The organism is Streptomyces sp. NPDC002734 (assembly GCF_040295685.1).
GTDB lineage: Bacteria > Actinomycetota > Actinomycetes > Streptomycetales > Streptomycetaceae > Streptomyces.
On sequence record NZ_JBEOVU010000020.1, the window covers coordinates 1 to 16,017 of the forward strand.

Here is a 16,017-nt window from a genome sequence, read left to right on the forward strand (position 1 = left end):
GCATGATCCGCCGGACAGGCCCTAGTGACCTGAGTCGGAGATTCGTCGTTGGTTGGGCATGAGTCGTCCGGGTCCGAAGATTCCACCGTTGTCGGTGACTGATGCCCAACGAGCCGCGCTGGAGGGATGGGTCCGTCGTCGCACGACGGCCCAAGCCCTGGCCCAGCGGTCGCGGATCGTGCTGGAGTGCGCCGAGGGCCACTCGATCATGGAAGTGTCCCGGCGGTTGCGGATCACGCCGGACACCGTCCGCACCTGGCGACGCCGCTTCCTCGAGCGGGGCCTGGACGGCCTGTGCGACGACCCGCGTCCGGGCGTCCCGCGCAAGATCACCGACGCGGACGTCGAGCGGGTCATCGTCAAGACGCTCGAGGAGACACCGAAGAACGCCACCCACTGGTCGACCAGATCGATGGCGGCCGCCACAGGGATGTCGCAGTCGACGATCTCGCGAATTTGGCGGGCGTTCGCCCTCGCCCCGCACCGGTCGCAGACGTTCAAGCTGTCCACCGACCCGCTGTTCATCGACAAGGTCCGTGACGTCGTCGGCCTCTACCTAGACCCGCCGGAGAAGGCACTGGTGCTCTGTGTGGACGAGAAGTCGCAGATCCAGGCACTGGACCGATCCCAGCCCGTCCTGCCGATGATGCCCGGCGTCCCCGAACGCCGCAGCCACGACTACGTCCGTGCCGGCACCACCACCTTGTTCGCCGCCCTGGAAGTGGCGACCGGCAAAGTCATCGGCTCGCTCCACCGGCGCCACCGGGCCGCCGAGTTCAAGAAGTTCCTCGCCAAACTCGACAAGGAAGTACCGGCCGACCTCCAGGTCCACCTGATCCTCGACAACTACGCGACGCACAAGACCCCCGACATCAAGAAGTGGCTCCTTGCCCATCCCCGGTTCCAGTTGCACTTCACGCCCACCAGCGCGTCCTGGCTGAACCTGGTCGAGCGGTGGTTCGCCGAGCTGACCCAGAAGAAGCTCAAGCGTGGCGTCCACCGCTCTGTTCAGGCCCTCGAGCGTGACATCCGGGGCTGGCTCGCCGACTGGAACGAGCACCCCAGACCCTTCGTCTGGACGAAGACGGCAGACGAGATCCTCGACAAAGTCGCCGCCTACTGCCGACGAATCTCCGACTCAGGTCACTAGGTCCCCTCCGGTGGCGCGGTCGTGAGGTCCGGTGCGCCGACGGCCGCCCGGGCGGAGACGGTTCCCTGTGGTCCGCCGGACGGAATCCGGGCCGTTCCCTCGCGTCGGGGCCGAGGACACCCTGCGGCGACCGCACCCGGGGCTACGGTGTGGGCGCGTGGACGACCAGGTTCCTTCCGGTCGCCCGCCCGCGGGCGATGAGTTTCGCCCGGCCGCGCCGTCTGTACCGGTGAAGCGACCACGAGCTCGGAGGAACCCCATGCGCACCCTGATCAGCACCGCGTTCGTCTCCCTGGACGGCGTCGTCGAGGCGCCGGGCGGCGAGCCCGGGTACCGGAACTCCGGGTGGACCTTCAAGGACGTCGACTTCCTCCCCGAGGCCTACGAGATCAAGGGCAGGGAGCAGAAGGAGGCCGGCGCGATGCTGCTCGGCCGGGTCAGCTACGAGTCGTTCAGCGCCGTGTGGCCGGACATGGAGGACTTCGCCGACTACAAGGTGATGCCGAAGTACGTCGTCTCCACCACGCTCACCGAGGACGACCTGGTGTCGAACTGGGGCGACACCACGATCCTGCGGTCGCTCGACGAGGTGGCCGCGCTGAAGGAGACCGAGGGCGGCCCGATCATCGTCCACGGCAGCGCGGCGCTGAACCGCGGCCTGTCCGACGCGGGCCTGATCGACCGCTACCACCTGCTCGTCTTCCCGCTGCTGCTCGGCGCGGGCAAGCGGCTGTTCAGCGCCACGGACAAGGACGCCCAGAAGCTGAAGCTCGTCGAGCACGAGGTGTACGCCAACGGCCTGCAGAAGAACGTCTTCGACGTCGTCCACTGACCCACCCCGGGCCACGCGCCGACGGGTCCGGGCGGCCGGACGGTGCGGCAGCCGCTAGGACGGCACCGCGGGCGTGTCGGGAGTGGCGGGCCCCGCCAGCTCCGCGTCGGCCTCCGCCCGCCGGGGGTGGCTCTGCTCGACGAGGCCTCGCCGGGCCGTCTCCAGCATGGTGCGGGCCTCCTCCTCGCGGCCGAGCCGGCGCAGCGTGATGGCGAGGTCCAGGCGGGCCGGCTCGCTCCACGCGGCCATGCCGGCCTCCTCGAACACGGCCAGGGCGCGGCGCAGCAGCGGCTCCGCCTCCGCCCAGCGGCCCAGCTCGCCGAGATCCTGGCCCAGATGGTGACGCGTGCTGGCCCGGAACGTCGACAGCACCTCGGACGACCGCCCCGCGATCCCGGCCTCGCACAGCTCCTCGCTCCGCCGGTGGACGGCCAGGGCCTCCTCCGGCCGGCCCATGGACCGCAGGTGGGCGCCCAGGGCGTTGAGCGTCGCGAGCTCGGCCAGCCGCGCCTGCGGCGTGGCGTTCTCCCGGTGGCAGGCCGCGGACTTCTCCAGCCACTCCACCGCCTCCTCGGCCCGCCCGAGACGGTGCAGCGCCCCCGCCCCGTACCCGTACGCCCACCCGGCCTGCAGCAGGTCGCCCACCTCGCGCGCCACGGTCAGCGCCTCGCGGGCCGTCGCCAGCCCGGCGGCGCTGTCGTGGACGCACAGGTTGTACGACCAGGCCAGGTAGTTGAGGTGCACGGCCTCCTCACGCCGGCTTCCCAGGGCCCGGGCGGCGGCCACCGAGCAGCGGAACACCTCCGCCCACTCCTCCCAGTGCTGGACGCGGTCGGAGAACCAGTGCATGGCCTCCGCCGCGTCCAGGACCTCGCGGTGGTGTCCGTCCGCGAGCGCCTGGTGCAGGGCGTCCAGCCACTGTGCCCGTTCCGCCTCCAGCCAGGCGCGCGCCTCCTCGGCCCCCCGGGGCGCGGAGTCCGGCTCGGGGTCGCCGGCGGGGGAGCGCTCGGGGTCGAAGTACAGCGCCGCGGCACCGGCCCGGGCCAGCACCCAGCGGGCGGCGGCCTCCCGGACGCGGGCCGGTTCGGCGGGGTCCTCCTCGGCCAGCTGTTCGGCGGCGAACAGCCGCAGCAGGTCGTGGAAGCGGTAGCGGTCGGCCACCGGGTCCGGCTGCAACAGCCCGCGGTCGGCCAGCTCCCGGACACAGTGCTCCGCCTGCCGCGGCGTCGTCCCGGCGAGCAACGCGGCGGTCCGCGGGGAGAAGTCGGAACCGGCGGCCAGGGTCGAGCGCCGCAGCACCCGCCGGGCCCGCGGGTCCAGCTGCCGGTAGGAGAGGGCGAAGGCGGCCCGCACCTGGAGGTCCCCGGCCTGGAGGGCGTCGAGCCGGCGGCCCTCGTCGGAGAGCTCGGCCGCGAGCTTGGCGAGCCTCTCCTGCGGCCGGGCCGCCAGCCGCTGGGCGGCGATCCGCACCGCGAGCGGCAGCTGCCCGCACAGGTCGGCCAGATCACGCGCCGCCTGCGCCTCCGCCGCCACCCGGTCGGGGCCGAGGACGCGCGCCATCAGGGCGACGGACTCCTCACGGCGCAGCACCCCGAGCGCCAACCGGTGCACCCCCTCCAGCCCGGCCAGGGCGTTGCGGCTGGTCACCAGGGTCAGCGTGGGACCGGCGGCGGGCAGCAGCGGGCGCACCTGCTCCTCGTCCGCGGCGTTGTCCAGGAGCAGCAGCATCCGCCGGTCCTCGAGCACGGCCGTGAACAGGCCGGACCGGCCCTCGAGGTCCTGCGGCACGGCGGCGTCGGCGACCCCGCACGCGCGGAGCAGCGCCCCGAGGACCTCGCGGGGATCGGCGGGCTCGGCCCGCGTCCCCCGCAGGTCGACGGCGAGCTGCCCGTCCGGGTAGCGGCCGGTGAGGCCGTGCGCCGCCCGGACCGCGAAGGCCGTCTTGCCCAGCCCCGGCTGGCCGGTGACCAGCACCACCGGCGGGTGCGCGGCGCCGGCGGCCTCGGCCACCGCCCGCAGCCGCTCCAGGTCCGCCTCCCGGGCGGTGAAGTCCCCTACGTCACGCGGCAGTCGCAGCCCGGCCGGCGCCGCGGGGACCGGCTTCGGACGGGGCCGGCCCGCGGCCGCGGCCCGCTCCAGTGCCTCGGCCTCCGCCTCGGCGGTCGCCAGCGCCGCCACCAGTGCGGCCACCGTGCGGCGCTGAGGGCCCCGGGTGCGCCCGCGTTCCATGTCGGCCACCGCCCGCACGCTCAGCCCGGACCGGTGCGCGAGCTCCTCCTGGCTGAGCCCGGCGCGCCCTCGCAGCGTGCGCAGCAGCGCGGCGAAGTCCCCGCGCACCGGATCGTCGGTGCTCATGATGCGTATCCCCCGGACGTCGTACGGCCGGTGACGGACCGGCAGAAGTGATCCCCAGTTTACTTCTGCCGGGACGACTTCCTGGTGGCGTCCCGGTGTCCGCTGGTGGACTGAGCATGCCGTCAGGCCACCTCACCGTCTCCGCTCCTTAGGGCTCCTCATGCGCATCCACGTCCCGCACCGCACGCTCCTCGCCGCCGCCACCGCGGTCCTGGCCCTCACCCTGACCGCCTGCGGCGGCGACGGGACCGCCTCCGGCACGGCGGGCGGGGCGGACGCGAAGGCCTCCACCGGGGCGCCGGTGGACGCGGACGCCGCGAAGACCCCCGCTGCCGATGCGGAGGCGGGCTCCTCGGCCGCCCCCGCCGGCGGGAAGGCGCCCCAGGCGCAGGGCTCCGCGCGGAAGACCGGCGGCGGCTCGGCGGAGGGTTCGGCGGACAACACGCCGGAGTACGCCTATCGGCACCCCTGCGCGATGAAGCAGCTCTCGCTGACCGTCCGCAAGGACGGGACGCGGCGGGTCATCGAGGTCGCCAACACGGGTGCGAGCGCCTGCGGACTGGACCTGCTGCCCGCGGTCGACCTCGGCCGGGCGGACGACGCCGACCGCAGCGACAACCTCCACCCGCTGGTCCCCGGTGGGCTCGGCGGCCCCGACCACGCCCTGCTCGCCGGCGGGAAGGCCTACGCGGTGCTCGACCTCACCCCCGGCGGCGGGGGTGAGGACGTCGACGAGATGCACGTCCTGGTCAGCCCGTCCCACATGCCCAACGCCGAGACCCGCGCGTTCGGCCTCGGCTCCGGCCTCCAGGTGTCCGCCCCCAGGCTCGGCCTGTACCGCGGCACCGTCGCCGAAGCCGTCGCCTCGATGCGGCAGGCCGACACCACCCAGCAGTGACGCCATCCCGGCAACAGCACCTCCCCACCCCCTTCCGCCCGCCCGGTCCAGGACAGGAGTCCCATGTCCCCTCCGCTTCTCCACCGCCTCCGCGTCGCGTCACGGCGCCGCCTCGGCCCGCTCGCCCAGCTGGTGGCGGGCTGCGTCGCCGCGAGCTCGCTGATGCTCGCCTCGGCCCCCGCGCAGGCGGCCGGGTCGGTCAACGCCGACGCCTACAACTCCCTCGGCTCGGCTCCCCTCCGGCAGGACTGGATGAAGTCCCTCGACGGAGCCACCCCGCTGTCCCGGGTCTCGCTGCCCGGCACCCACGACACGCTCTCCATCCACGGTGGCTCCAGCACCGAGACGCAGCAGGACTACGGCGACAGCGCCGCCACTCTGACCGCGCAGCTGGACCGGGGCATCCGCGCCCTCGACATCCGGGTCCGCGTCACCGAGAACCAGTACTTCACGGTCCACCACGGCGTCGTCTACCAGAACGCCAACTTCGACGACGTCCTCACCAGGGCGAAGGCGTTCCTCGCCCAGCACCCGGGCGAGACGGTCGTGATGCGGCTGAAGGCCGAGTGCCCGATCGGCAGCAGCGGCGGCATCGGCGAGTGCACGAACGACCCGTCCAACGTGTCCGCGGGAGTGATCGCGGCCATCTTCGACCAGTACGCGAAGAAGTACGACGGCCTCTTCCACAAGCCGTCGATCACGCGGAACAGCCTCGCGCCCACGCCCACCCTCTCCCAGGTCCGCGGCAAGATCGTGCTCGGCACCTTCGGCGTCACGGAGAAGGACGGCAGCGCCTCCTACTCCTACGGGACGAGCGGCTTCCACTCCCACCTGGTGGACGACTGGAAGCCGAGCGACGACGACGCGAAGTTCGAGGGCGTCCGGCGGAACGTCGAGGCGGCGATCGCCGACAAGGGCAACGACTGGTACGTGTCGTACACCTCCGCCACCTCGCCGCTGCTCTCCCCGAGTCCGGCCGAGTGGGCGGGCGGTTACATCGACACCACGGCGGGCGTGACCACCTACGTCGCCGGACAGAACATCCGGCTGATGAACCACCTCAACAGCAGTGTCGCCCCCGGCCGCATCGGCATCGTCATGATGGACTTCCCCGGCTGGGCCCTCATCCAGAACATCGTCGACCGCAACAAGGGCGACATCGTCAAGGGCAGCCATCAGGGCCTCTGGCTGGTGAACGCCGACAAGACCTACGTGAACACCAAGTACGGCCGGTGCCTGGTGCGCGGCCCCGAATTCGACAGCTCGAAGACCGGAGGGCTGGTCACCCAGCGCGCGTGCCAGTCGACGCCGCCCGTCAGCCACCAGTGGCAGGCCGAGCAGCCCAGCTCCTTCGACCCCAAGGGCTACTTCTGGATCAAGGCGAGCAACGGCACCTGCCTGACCGTCCCCTACAACAACGGCACCCCGCCGTCGGCCGGCACCCAGCTCTTCTGGTGGGGGTGCGAGACCCGCTGGTTCTCCGGCAGCCAGATGTGGAACATCGTCCCCACCAAGGTCGAGGTCGCGGGCTCCTCCAGGACCGCCTACGCCTTCGTCAACCAGTGGACCGGCCTGTGCATGGCCGTCGACCCGGCCACCGCCACCGTCGCAGGCGGCCCGGTGACCCAGGACGTCTGCCCGAAGTGAGCCCGCACGAGGTTCGCCCCGAGTGACCGCGCACGCGGGAGGGCCCGCACCCCGATGGGTGCGGGCCCTCCCGCGCTCACGCCGCCGGCGGGCCTCAGCCCCCGGCCGGCCCTCCCGACGCGTCCGACAGCACCACCAGCCGCCGGGTCGCGCGGGTCATCGCGACGTAGCGGTCCACCGCGCCCGTGACGCCGTCGCCGAACCGGCCGGGCTCCACCAGCACCACCAGGTCGAACTCCAGGCCCTTGGCCAGCTCGGGCGTGAGCGACCGCACCCGCGGCCTCTCGGTGAAGGAGGGGTCACCGATGACGCAGGCCGTCCCGTCCTCGTCGGCGGCCAGCCACTCCTCCAGGACCGCGGACAGGTCCGCGACCTTCCCGTGCGTGACGGGCACACCCGAACGCCGCACCGAGGTGGGCACGTTGGCGTCCGGGATCGCCGCCCGGATCACCGGCTCGGCCTCCGTCATGACCTCCTCCGGCGTGCGGTAGTTGATATTCAGCGAGGCCACCTCCGCCCGGTGCAGCCCCACCCGCGCCAGCCGCTCCTGCCAGCTCTCGGTGAAGCCGTGCCGCGCCTGCGCGCGGTCGCCGACCACGGTGAAGCTGCGGGAGGGGCAGCGCAGCAGCAGCATCTGCCATTCGGCGTCGGTCAGCTCCTGCGCCTCGTCCACGACCACGTGGGCGAAGGGACCGGACAGCGGATCGGCCGCGTGGGACGGCAGCGCCGACTCGTCGACCAGGCTCTCCTTGAGGTCCTCGCCGACCAGCATGGTCACCGCGCCCTCGCCGTCCGGGTCGGCGGCCACCACGCTGTCGATGACGCCCGCCATCCGCTCCCGCTCGGTGGCCACCGCAGCCTTCTGCCGCCGCTTGCGCACGGCCGTGCGCGGGTCGCCGAGCCGCTGCCGGGCCGCGTCCAGCAGCGGCAGGTCGGACAGCGTCCACGCGTCCGGCCTGCCGCGCTGCAGCAGGCGCACCTCGTCGCGGTCCAGCCAGGGGGCGCACAGCCGCAGGTAGGCGGGGACCGTCCACAGGTCGCCGACCAGGTCGGCCGCCTCGATCATCGGCCAGGCGGCGCTCAGCGCGCCGGTCAGCTCGTCGTCGTTCGCGAGCGCCCTGCGGAACAGCACGGCCGGGACCTCGCCCTTGACCCGGTCCTGGAGCATGGCGACCAGCTCGTCCCAGATCTGCTCGCGGGCCTCGTTGTGCGGGGTGCCGGGCTCGGCCGCGTCGAAGGCCTCCGCCCAGTCGGCGGCGCTCAGCGACACCTCGCCCCAGGGCGTGGTGACCGTCAGGGCCTCGGTCGGCGGCGACTCGTAGAACCGGACCGCCTTCTCGATCGCCCGCACCATCTCCACCGACGACTTCAGCCGGGCGACCTCCGGGTCCGCCTCCGGCACCGCCCGCGCCCCCTCGGCGACCAGGTCGCGCAGGGTGCAGGTGCGCACGCCCTCCTCGCCGAGGCTGGGCAGCACGTCGGCGACGTAGTTCAGGTACGGCTGGTGCGGGCCCACGAAGAGCACCCCGCCGCGGCGGTGACCGAGCCGCGGGTCGGAGTACAGCAGGTACGCCGAGCGGTGCAGGGCCACGACGGTCTTGCCGGTGCCCGGCCCGCCGTCCACCACCAGCGCCCCGCGGGAGCCCGCGCGGATCACGGCGTCCTGGTCGGCCTGGATGGTGGCCAGCACGTCGCGCATCCGCTCGGAGCGGTGCGCGCCCAGGCTCGCGATGAACGCCGACTGGTCGTCCAGCGCCGCGTGGCCCTCCGTCAGACCGCCGGAGGTGAACACCTCGTCCCAGTAGTCGTCGATCCGGCCGCCCGACCACCGGTAGCGGCGGCGGCCGGCCAGCCCCATCGGGTTGGCGTGGGTGGCGGCGAAGAACGGCTCCGCGGCGGGGGAGCGCCAGTCGAGCAGCAGCCGGCGCCCCGAGCTGTCGGTCAGGCCGAGCCGCCCGACGTAGACCGGCTCCTCGGACCCGGCGGGGCCCGCCGGAACCATCCTGCCCAGGCACAGGTCCAGGCCGAAACGGCGCAGCGCCCGCAGGCGGGCCGAGAGCCGGTGGATCTCCAGGTCGCGCTCCATCGCCTCCCGGCCCACGCCGCCGGGCGCCCGCCGCTGTGCGTCGAGCCGGTCGGACAGCTCGGCGATCGCCTGCTCCAGGCTCGCCGCGATGTCGGCGAAGTGGGCCTCGTCGCCGGCGATCAGCGCGGGGTCGGCCTTGGCGGCCAGCCGCTCGGGCAGGGCGAAGGCACGGGCGGGCAGGGCAGGGGGGTTCAGCAAATCAGCTCCGTAGAAGGTCGCGATCGCGGCTCCGCGCCGGTGGACACCGGGGCGGAGGAGCGATTGTGCGGCACCGAGGGGGCCTTGCCGCAAGGCCCCCCTTGCGCTATACCTTAGAAGTGGCGGGAGGTGCGGCTTCCCTCCGCCCCACCAGTCGTGAACGTATCGGCCCCATCCGCAGGCGCGGATGGGGCCGACGTCTTCTCCCCGTCGGGCGTGCCGCGTCACTCCACCTCGGCGACCGCCTGGGCGAACTGCGCCTGGTACAGGCGGGCGTAGGCGCCGTCGGCCGCCAGCAGCTCCGCGTGGCGGCCCTGCTCGACGATCGCGCCGTCCTCCATCACCAGGATGGTGTCCGCGTCGCGGATGGTGGACAGCCGGTGCGCGATCACGAACGAGGTCCGGCCGTGCGCCAGCTTGGCCATCGCCTTCTGGATCAGCACCTCGGTGCGGGTGTCGACCGAGCTGGTGGCCTCGTCCAGCACCAGGATCGTCGGGTCGGACAGGAACGCCCGGGCGATGGTGATCAGCTGCTTCTCGCCCGCGCTCACCCCCGACCCCTCGCCGTCGATCACGGTGTCGTAGCCGTCCGGCAGGGTCCGCACGAACCGGTCGGCGTGCGCGGCCCGCGCCGCCTCCTCGACGTCGCCGCGGGTCACCTCGCCGGGCGCGCCGTAGGCGATGTTCTCCGCGATGGTCCCGCCGAACAGCCAGGTGTCCTGAAGCACCATGCCGATCGCCGAGCGCAGCTCGTCGCGCGACATGGTCGCCACGTCCACGCCGTCCAGCGTGATCCGCCCGCCGGTGACCTCGTAGAACCGCATCAGCAGGTTGACCAGCGTGGTCTTGCCCGCGCCGGTCGGGCCGACGATGGCCACCGTGTGCCCCGGCTCCACGGCCAGCGACAGGTCCTCGATCAGCGGCTTGTCCGGGTCGTAGCGGAACGACACGTGCTCGAAGCCGACCCGCCCGCGCAGCTCCTCGGGCCGCACGCCCGGGATCGGGTCCGCGTCCTGCTCCTCGGCGTCCAGCACCTCGAAGACCCGCTCGGCCGAGGCGACGCCGGACTGCACCAGGTTCGCCATCGAGGCCAGCTGCGTCAGCGGCATCGAGAACTGGCGCGAGTACTGGATGAACGCCTGCACGTCACCGATCGACAGCGAGCCCGAGGCCACCCGCAGACCGCCGACGACCGCCACCAGCACGTAGTTCAGGTTGGAGACGAACATCATCAGCGGCTGCATGACGCCGCTCATGAACTGCGCCTTGAAAGCGGCCTCGTACAGCTCGTCGTTGTGCTCGGCGAACTTCTCCGCCGACTCGTCCTGCCGGCCGAACACCTTGACCAGCGAGTGGCCGGTGTACATCTCCTCGATGTGCGCGTTCAGCTGCCCCGTCGTGCGCCACTGCGCCACGAAGTGCGGCTGGGACCGCTTGCCGACCCGGGTCGCCACCACGAACGACAGCGGCACCGTCACCAGCGCCACCAGCGCCAGCAGCCAGGACACCCAGAACATCATCACCAGCACGCCGACGACGGACAGCACCGCGTTCACCAGCTGGCCCATCGACTGCTGGAGCGTCTGCCCCAGGTTGTCGATGTCGTTGGTGACCCGGCTCAGCACCTCGCCGCGCTGCCGCTTGTCGAAGTACGACAGCGGCAGCCGCGACAGCTTCGTCTGCACGTCCTCGCGCATCCGCAGCATCGTCCGGTTGACGGCCCGGTTCACCATCCGGGTCGCCACCGCCATCAGCGCGCCGGCGGCCAGGAACATGCCCAGCGCCAGCAGCAGCACGCTGCCCACCGCCGAGAAGTCGACGCCCTGGCCCGGGGTGAAGTCCACCCCGCCCAGCATGTCCGCGACGCCGTCCTCGCCGCGGGCCCGCATCGTCTCCAGCACCTGCTCCTTGGAGGCCCCGGCCGGCATCTGCCGGCCGACGATGCCCGCGAAGACCAGGTCGGTGGCCCGGCCCAGGATCTTCGGCCCGGCCACCGTCAGGCTCACGCTCGCCACGACCGAGACGAGCATCACCCACAGCGCCACCCGCTCCGGCTTGAACTGCCCCAGCAGCCGCTTGGTCGACCCCTTGAAGTCCATCGACCGGTTCTCCGGGCCCGTCCCGGCCATCATCCGCCCCGCAGGCCCGGCCATCAGGCTGCCTCCGCTTCCGTCAGCTGGGAGAGCACGATCTCCCGGTAGGTCTCGTTGCCGTCCATCAGCTCCGCGTGCCGGCCCGTGCCGACCACCCGGCCCTCGTCCAGGACCACGATCCGGTCCGCGTCCCGGATCGTCGAGACGCGCTGCGCCACGATCACCACCGTCGCGTCCGCCGTCTCCCGGGTCAGCGCCGCGCGCAGCGCCGCGTCCGTGGCGTAGTCGAGCGCCGAGAAGGAGTCGTCGAACAGGTAGATCTCCGGCCGCTGCACCAGGGTCCGGGCGATCGCCAGACGCTGCCGCTGGCCGCCCGAGACGTTGGAGCCGCCCTGCGCGACCGGGGCGTCCAGGCCGCCCTCCAGCGCGGAGACGAACTCCTTGGCCTGCGCCACCTCGAGCGCGTGCCACAGCTCCTCGTCCGTGGCGTCCGGGTTGCCGTAGCGCAGGTTGGTGGCCACCGTCCCGGCGAACAGGTACGGCTTCTGCGGGACCAGCGACACCGTCTTCGCCAGCACCCGGGGGTCGATCTCCCGGACGTCCACCCCGTCCACCAGGACCTCGCCCTCGGTGGCGTCGAACAGCCGCGGCACCAGCCCCAGCAGGGTCGACTTGCCGGAACCGGTCGAGCCGATCACCGCCGTGATCTCGCCCGGCCGCGCCGTCACGTCGACGCCCTTGAGCACCGGCTCCTCGGCGCCCGGGTACCGGAAGCCGGCCCCGCGCAGCTCCAGCGTCCCGCTGGTCCGCAGCTCGGTCACGCCCGCCACCGGGGGCACCACGCTGGACTCGGTGTCCAGGACCTCCTGGATCCGCTCGGCGCAGACCTCGGCGCGCGGCACCATCATGAACATGAAGGTGGCCATCATCACCGACATGACGGTCTGCATCAGGTAGGCCAGGAAGGCCGTCAGGTCGCCGATCCCCATGCTGCCCGAGTCGATGCGGTGCGCGCCGAACCACAGCACCGCGATGGACGCCAGGTTCACCACCGTCATCACGATCGGGAACATCAGGGCCATCAGGTTGCCGGTGCCGAGCGCGACCTGGGTCAGCTCCTCGTTGGCCTTGCGGAAGCGCCGCTGCTCGTACTCGTCGCGCACGAAGGCCCGGATCACCCGGTTGCCGGTGATCTGCTCGCGCAGCACCCGGTTCACCTGGTCGAGGCGCTCCTGCATGGTGCGGAACAGCGGGCGCAGGGCCCGGATCAGGAAGGTCAGCGCCACCGCCATCACCGGCAGCACCGCCAGCAGGACGCCGGACAGCGGCACGTCCAGACCCAGCGACATGATCACGCCGCCCACGCCCATGATCGGGGCGGACACCATCAGCGTGAACGACATCAGCGCCAGCATCTGGATCTGCTGGACGTCGTTGGTGGTGCGGGTGATCAGCGAGGGCGCGCCGAAGCGGCCCACCTCGCGCGCCGAGAAGGACTGCACCCGGTCGAAGACCGCGGCCCGCACGTCACGGCCCAGCGCGGCGGCGGTCCGGGCGCCGAAGCGGACGGCGCCGATGTTGCAGACCACCTGCACCAGGGAGATCCCCAGCATCAGGGCGCCGAAGGCCAGGATGTAGCCCGTGTCGCCCTTCACCACGCCGTTGTCGATGATGTCGGCGTTGAGCGTGGGCAGGTAGAGGGTCGCGCAGGTCTGCAGCAGTTGCAGCACCACGACGACGGCGATGGGTTTGCGGTAGGGCCGCAGATGGGCCCTGAGAAGTCGTATGAGCACGCCGATACTTTCGAGAGGCCGACGAGGAGGAGGCGGGGTCCGCCGCCGCTGGGCGGAGAGGACCCCCACGCGTCCCTATCGTCGGACACTCCCGTGGTGTTACCTCAAGCCGATTGAGCCAAGCGCGGGCCAAAACGCGGTCATGGTTCAGCCGTGGGGGTATCAGGAGGGGTTGGACGCGGCGCGGTCCCGGCCCGGCTGCCTGGGCGGCGCACCCCTTCGTCCGCAGGTGAGGGCCCGCGCGCGCGGCACGCCCCCGCCGCGCGGGGCGGCGGGGGCGCGCGCGTCGCGCGTTCAGGAGGTGAAGGCGCCCGGGTGGGTCTGCTCGCGGACCGTGGCGTACTGGCGGCGGACCGCCTGGCCGACCGGCAGGTCGTCGCCCGGCTCCAGGAGCTGCCCCATCGCGCCCTGCCAGGCCGGCGGGCGGTGCGGGTCCGGCGAGCCCTGCGCGACGCCCAGCGCCCAGGCGGCCTGCCGGGCCGCGCCCAGCGCCGCGTAGTCGGCCGGCTGTGGCACCACGACCTGCGCCCCGAACAGCGCCGGAGCGATCGCCCGCACGGCCGGGAGCTCGGCGGCCTGCCCCAGCAGGAAGACCCGCCGGACCTCCACGCCCCGGCCGCGCAGCAGGTCCAGCGCGTCCGCGAGGGAGCACAGCATGCCCTCGAAGGCGGCCCGCGCCAGGTGCTCGGGCCGCATCGACTCGGTGCGCAGCCCGCTCAGGGTGCCCGCCGCGTTCGGCAGGTTCGGGGTCCGCTCACCCTCCAGGTACGGCAGCAGCACCAGCCCGTGCGCGCCCGGGGTGGACTTCAGCGCCAGCTCCGACAGGGCCTCGGGCCCTTCCAGGTCCAGCATCGCGGCGGTGGCGCGCAGCGCCCGGACCGCGTTGGAGGTGGAGACCACCGGCAGGTGCATCCCCGTGGCGTCGGCCAGCGAGGTCACCGCGCCGCCGCCGTCGCTCACCGCCTCCGGGTGCACGGCCATCACGGAGCCGGAGACGCCCAGCGAGACGACCGCGTCGCCCACCCCGACGCCCAGCCCGAACGCCGCGGCCATCGTCTCCCCGGTGCCGGCCGAGATCAGCAGGCCCTCCGGGGTGGTGCCGGCCGCCTCCCAGGGGGCGAGCACCTCCGGCAGACCGGTCCGGTGCCCGAGCGCGAGCTCGACCAGGTCGGGGCGCCAGGAGCCGGTCGCCGCGGACCAGAAGCCGGTGCCGGAGGCGCCTCCCCGGTCCGTGGTGCGCCGGACCGGGCGGCCCAGCAGCTGCCAGACCAGCCAGTCGTGCGCCTGCATCAGGAAGGCCACGCGGTCGGCGTTCTCCGGCTCGGCACGGCGCAGCCAGCGCAGCTTGGTGACGGGCTGCGCGGCCTGCGGCACCAGGCCGACGGCCTGCGCCCACGCCTCACGGCCGCCGAACGCGTCCATCAGGTCGGCGGCGGAGGTCTGCGCCCGCCGGTCGGCGCCGGTCAGCGCGGGCCGCACGAGGCTGCCGTTGCGGTCCAGCGGGACCAGGGCGTTGCGCTGCGAGGAGACGCCGATGGCCTGGACGTTCTCCAGCAGACCGCCGCCCGCCGCCTCGCCCAGGGAGCGCAGCCACGCCTGCGGATCGACGTCCGCCGGGCGCCCTCCGCCCTCGGCGGGCTCGATCGGATGCGGAGCGTAGCCCTGCCGCAGCACGGCACCGGTCTCCGCGTCACAGACCACGATGCGAGTGGAATCGGACGAACTGTCCAAGCCGGCGACTATCCCCATGAGGGTGATTGTGCACCACGGACGTCATCTCACACCCGGATGCGGCAGGCCGGTGGAAACACGGATCCTGCCCGGACACGGCTCGGGCCCGCACCGCACGCGGCACGGGCCCGTGACCGGGCGACCGGGGCCTGGGCCCCGTCATCCGGTCCTGTCGTCGAGTGGGTTCAGACGGTGCCGGTTCCCCAGTCGTCCGTGCCGCTCTGGCCGTTGGCGCCGGAGCGGCTCCCGCGGACGGACTTCACCCGCTGGGACACCGAGTCGGGCATCTTGTCGCTCACGGTGTGGTAGGCCTTGCCCGCCACCTGACGGCCCTGCTGGGCCGCGGTCTCGGCGGTGTTGCGCACCGCGGGGTTCTGCGTGATCTGTCGCGCCTTCGCGACGATCTGTTCGTACCGCTCCCGCCCGGCTTTCGCGCCGAGCACGTAGCCCAGGGCCATTCCGGACATGAATGTGAGCCGGTTACGCATGGTCGGCCACCCTTCCTTCGGCTTCGGCAAGATCGCAGGGGATACCGATTGGCGGAGCACCCCCCTGCTTGCGCTAATGTATGTCTCGCAGCGAGCGCGCGCCCCCTGGCGAATACCCGGGTGGAGGCGTTCGATGCAGCGAGGCGATCCTCCGTAGCTCAATTGGCAGAGCAGCCGGCTGTTAACCGGCAGGTTACTGGTTCGAGTCCAGTCGGGGGAGCTTCGGTCCTCCATAGCTCAATTGGCAGAGCAGCCGACTGTTAATCGGCAGGTTACTGGTTCGAGTCCAGTTGGAGGAGCACGCTTGAACGAGGGCCCCGACGGGGTCCTTTTTCATGCCCCACCGCACCCCGCACCACCGTGCTCCGCCTCTGCTGACGCGCCCCGCGGCGTCCGTCATGGCCGGTCATGTCCATGCAGTTGACCTACCTGAGGCAGGAGATCGTATGAGCGGCTATGCTGCGGCAGACGGCGCGCACATATGTGCGCGACGCGCCGTGAAGGGGCGGTAGCTCAGCCGGTTAGAGCAGCGGACTCATAATCCGCCGGCCGTGGGTTCGAGTCCCACCCGCCCCACCACGGATCGGCGTGTCGCAGGGTCGCCGACCCTGGTGACGCGCTCCGGCCCCCGCCCCGGCGGGGGCTTTTCTCTTGCTCCGGCAGCGGGCCGGCCGGAACGCTGCCGGCCCGAGGCCGGCGGACACGGTCCGCGGTCGTTCCCGCCCAGCAGCGTGCCTACCATGGTA

10 protein-coding genes and 3 tRNA genes are annotated in these 16,017 nt (G+C 72.7%); 7 read left to right on the top strand and 6 right to left on the bottom strand.

Annotation, left to right across the window (positions count from 1 at the left end):
• Positions 1-58 precede the first annotated feature (58 nt).
• Together ABT026_RS18920 and ABT026_RS18925 are read left to right on the top strand one after the other, a co-directional pair.
• On the top strand, positions 59-1,150 hold the full coding sequence (locus tag ABT026_RS18920) for an IS630 family transposase (protein WP_351115740.1): 1,092 nt from the start codon (positions 59-61) through the stop codon (positions 1,148-1,150).
• A 259-nt stretch (positions 1,151-1,409) separates the two neighbouring features.
• On the top strand, positions 1,410-1,982 hold the full coding sequence (locus tag ABT026_RS18925) for a dihydrofolate reductase family protein (RefSeq protein ID WP_351115741.1): 573 nt from the start codon (positions 1,410-1,412) through the stop codon (positions 1,980-1,982).
• A gap of 54 nt (positions 1,983-2,036) precedes the next feature.
• Here the strand turns inward: ABT026_RS18925 and ABT026_RS18930 are convergent, their stop codons facing one another.
• The gene (locus ABT026_RS18930; protein ID WP_351115742.1) at positions 2,037-4,337 is read right to left on the bottom strand and encodes an ATP-binding protein; all 2,301 of its coding nucleotides are present in this window, start codon (positions 4,335-4,337) and stop codon (positions 2,037-2,039) included.
• A 160-nt stretch (positions 4,338-4,497) separates the two neighbouring features.
• Between ABT026_RS18930 and ABT026_RS18935 the strand changes: the two genes are divergently transcribed.
• Complete coding sequence (locus ABT026_RS18935; RefSeq protein WP_351115743.1) at positions 4,498-5,235, top strand: DUF4232 domain-containing protein; 738 nt, start codon at positions 4,498-4,500, stop codon at positions 5,233-5,235.
• 63 nt (positions 5,236-5,298) lie between these two features.
• The gene (locus ABT026_RS18940; protein WP_351115745.1) at positions 5,299-6,882 is read left to right on the top strand and encodes a phosphatidylinositol-specific phospholipase C domain-containing protein; all 1,584 of its coding nucleotides are present in this window, start codon (positions 5,299-5,301) and stop codon (positions 6,880-6,882) included.
• A gap of 94 nt (positions 6,883-6,976) precedes the next feature.
• Here ABT026_RS18940 and helR read toward each other — a convergent pair whose 3' ends face one another.
• The 5 genes from helR to ABT026_RS18965 all read right to left on the bottom strand — a co-directional run bounded on the left by helR (position 6,977) and on the right by ABT026_RS18965 (position 15,250).
• Positions 6,977-9,166, bottom strand: coding sequence for an RNA polymerase recycling motor ATPase HelR (gene helR / locus ABT026_RS18945; RefSeq protein ID WP_502968007.1), 2,190 nt, complete (start codon positions 9,164-9,166; stop codon positions 6,977-6,979).
• Between the two features lie 224 nt (positions 9,167-9,390).
• Positions 9,391-11,319, bottom strand: coding sequence for an ABC transporter ATP-binding protein (locus tag ABT026_RS18950; protein WP_351115746.1), 1,929 nt, complete (start codon positions 11,317-11,319; stop codon positions 9,391-9,393).
• Positions 11,319-13,052: an ABC transporter ATP-binding protein gene (locus tag ABT026_RS18955; protein WP_351115747.1), complete on the bottom strand. Its 1,734-nt coding sequence runs from the start codon at positions 13,050-13,052 to the stop codon at positions 11,319-11,321. The genes ABT026_RS18950 and ABT026_RS18955 overlap by 1 nt, the downstream gene beginning before the upstream one ends.
• A gap of 294 nt (positions 13,053-13,346) precedes the next feature.
• Entirely contained in the window at positions 13,347-14,801 is a 1,455-nt protein-coding gene (locus ABT026_RS18960; protein WP_351115749.1) for a xylulokinase, read from the bottom strand.
• Between the two features lie 167 nt (positions 14,802-14,968).
• Positions 14,969-15,250, bottom strand: a complete 282-nt coding sequence (locus ABT026_RS18965; RefSeq protein ID WP_351115751.1) for a YtxH domain-containing protein — start codon at positions 15,248-15,250, stop codon at positions 14,969-14,971.
• 168 nt (positions 15,251-15,418) lie between these two features.
• Between ABT026_RS18965 and ABT026_RS18970 the strand changes: the two genes are divergently transcribed.
• From ABT026_RS18970 to ABT026_RS18980, 3 genes are all read left to right on the top strand, one after another.
• Positions 15,419-15,491, top strand: a tRNA-Asn gene (locus ABT026_RS18970).
• Between the two features lie 6 nt (positions 15,492-15,497).
• Positions 15,498-15,570 (top strand) — tRNA-Asn (locus ABT026_RS18975).
• Positions 15,571-15,773: 203 nt separating this feature from the next.
• A tRNA-Ile gene (locus tag ABT026_RS18980) sits at positions 15,774-15,850 on the top strand.
• The last annotated feature ends 167 nt before the right edge of the window (positions 15,851-16,017 follow it).

Excerpts from the sequence above, each read along its gene's own strand:
- ABT026_RS18920 (WP_351115740.1), top strand. The coding sequence starts at position 59 with ATGAGTCGTCCGGGTCCGAAGATTCCACCGTTGTCGGTGACTGATGCC.
- ABT026_RS18925 (WP_351115741.1), top strand. The coding sequence starts at position 1,410 with ATGCGCACCCTGATCAGCACCGCGTTCGTCTCCCTGGACGGCGTCGTC.
- ABT026_RS18930 (WP_351115742.1), bottom strand. The coding sequence starts at position 4,337 with ATGAGCACCGACGATCCGGTGCGCGGGGACTTCGCCGCGCTGCTGCGC.
- ABT026_RS18935 (WP_351115743.1), top strand. The coding sequence starts at position 4,498 with ATGCGCATCCACGTCCCGCACCGCACGCTCCTCGCCGCCGCCACCGCG.
- ABT026_RS18940 (WP_351115745.1), top strand. The coding sequence starts at position 5,299 with ATGTCCCCTCCGCTTCTCCACCGCCTCCGCGTCGCGTCACGGCGCCGC.
- ABT026_RS18950 (WP_351115746.1), bottom strand. The coding sequence starts at position 11,319 with ATGGCCGGGCCTGCGGGGCGGATGATGGCCGGGACGGGCCCGGAGAAC.
- ABT026_RS18960 (WP_351115749.1), bottom strand. The coding sequence starts at position 14,801 with ATGGGGATAGTCGCCGGCTTGGACAGTTCGTCCGATTCCACTCGCATC.
- ABT026_RS18965 (WP_351115751.1), bottom strand. The coding sequence starts at position 15,250 with ATGTCCGGAATGGCCCTGGGCTACGTGCTCGGCGCGAAAGCCGGGCGG.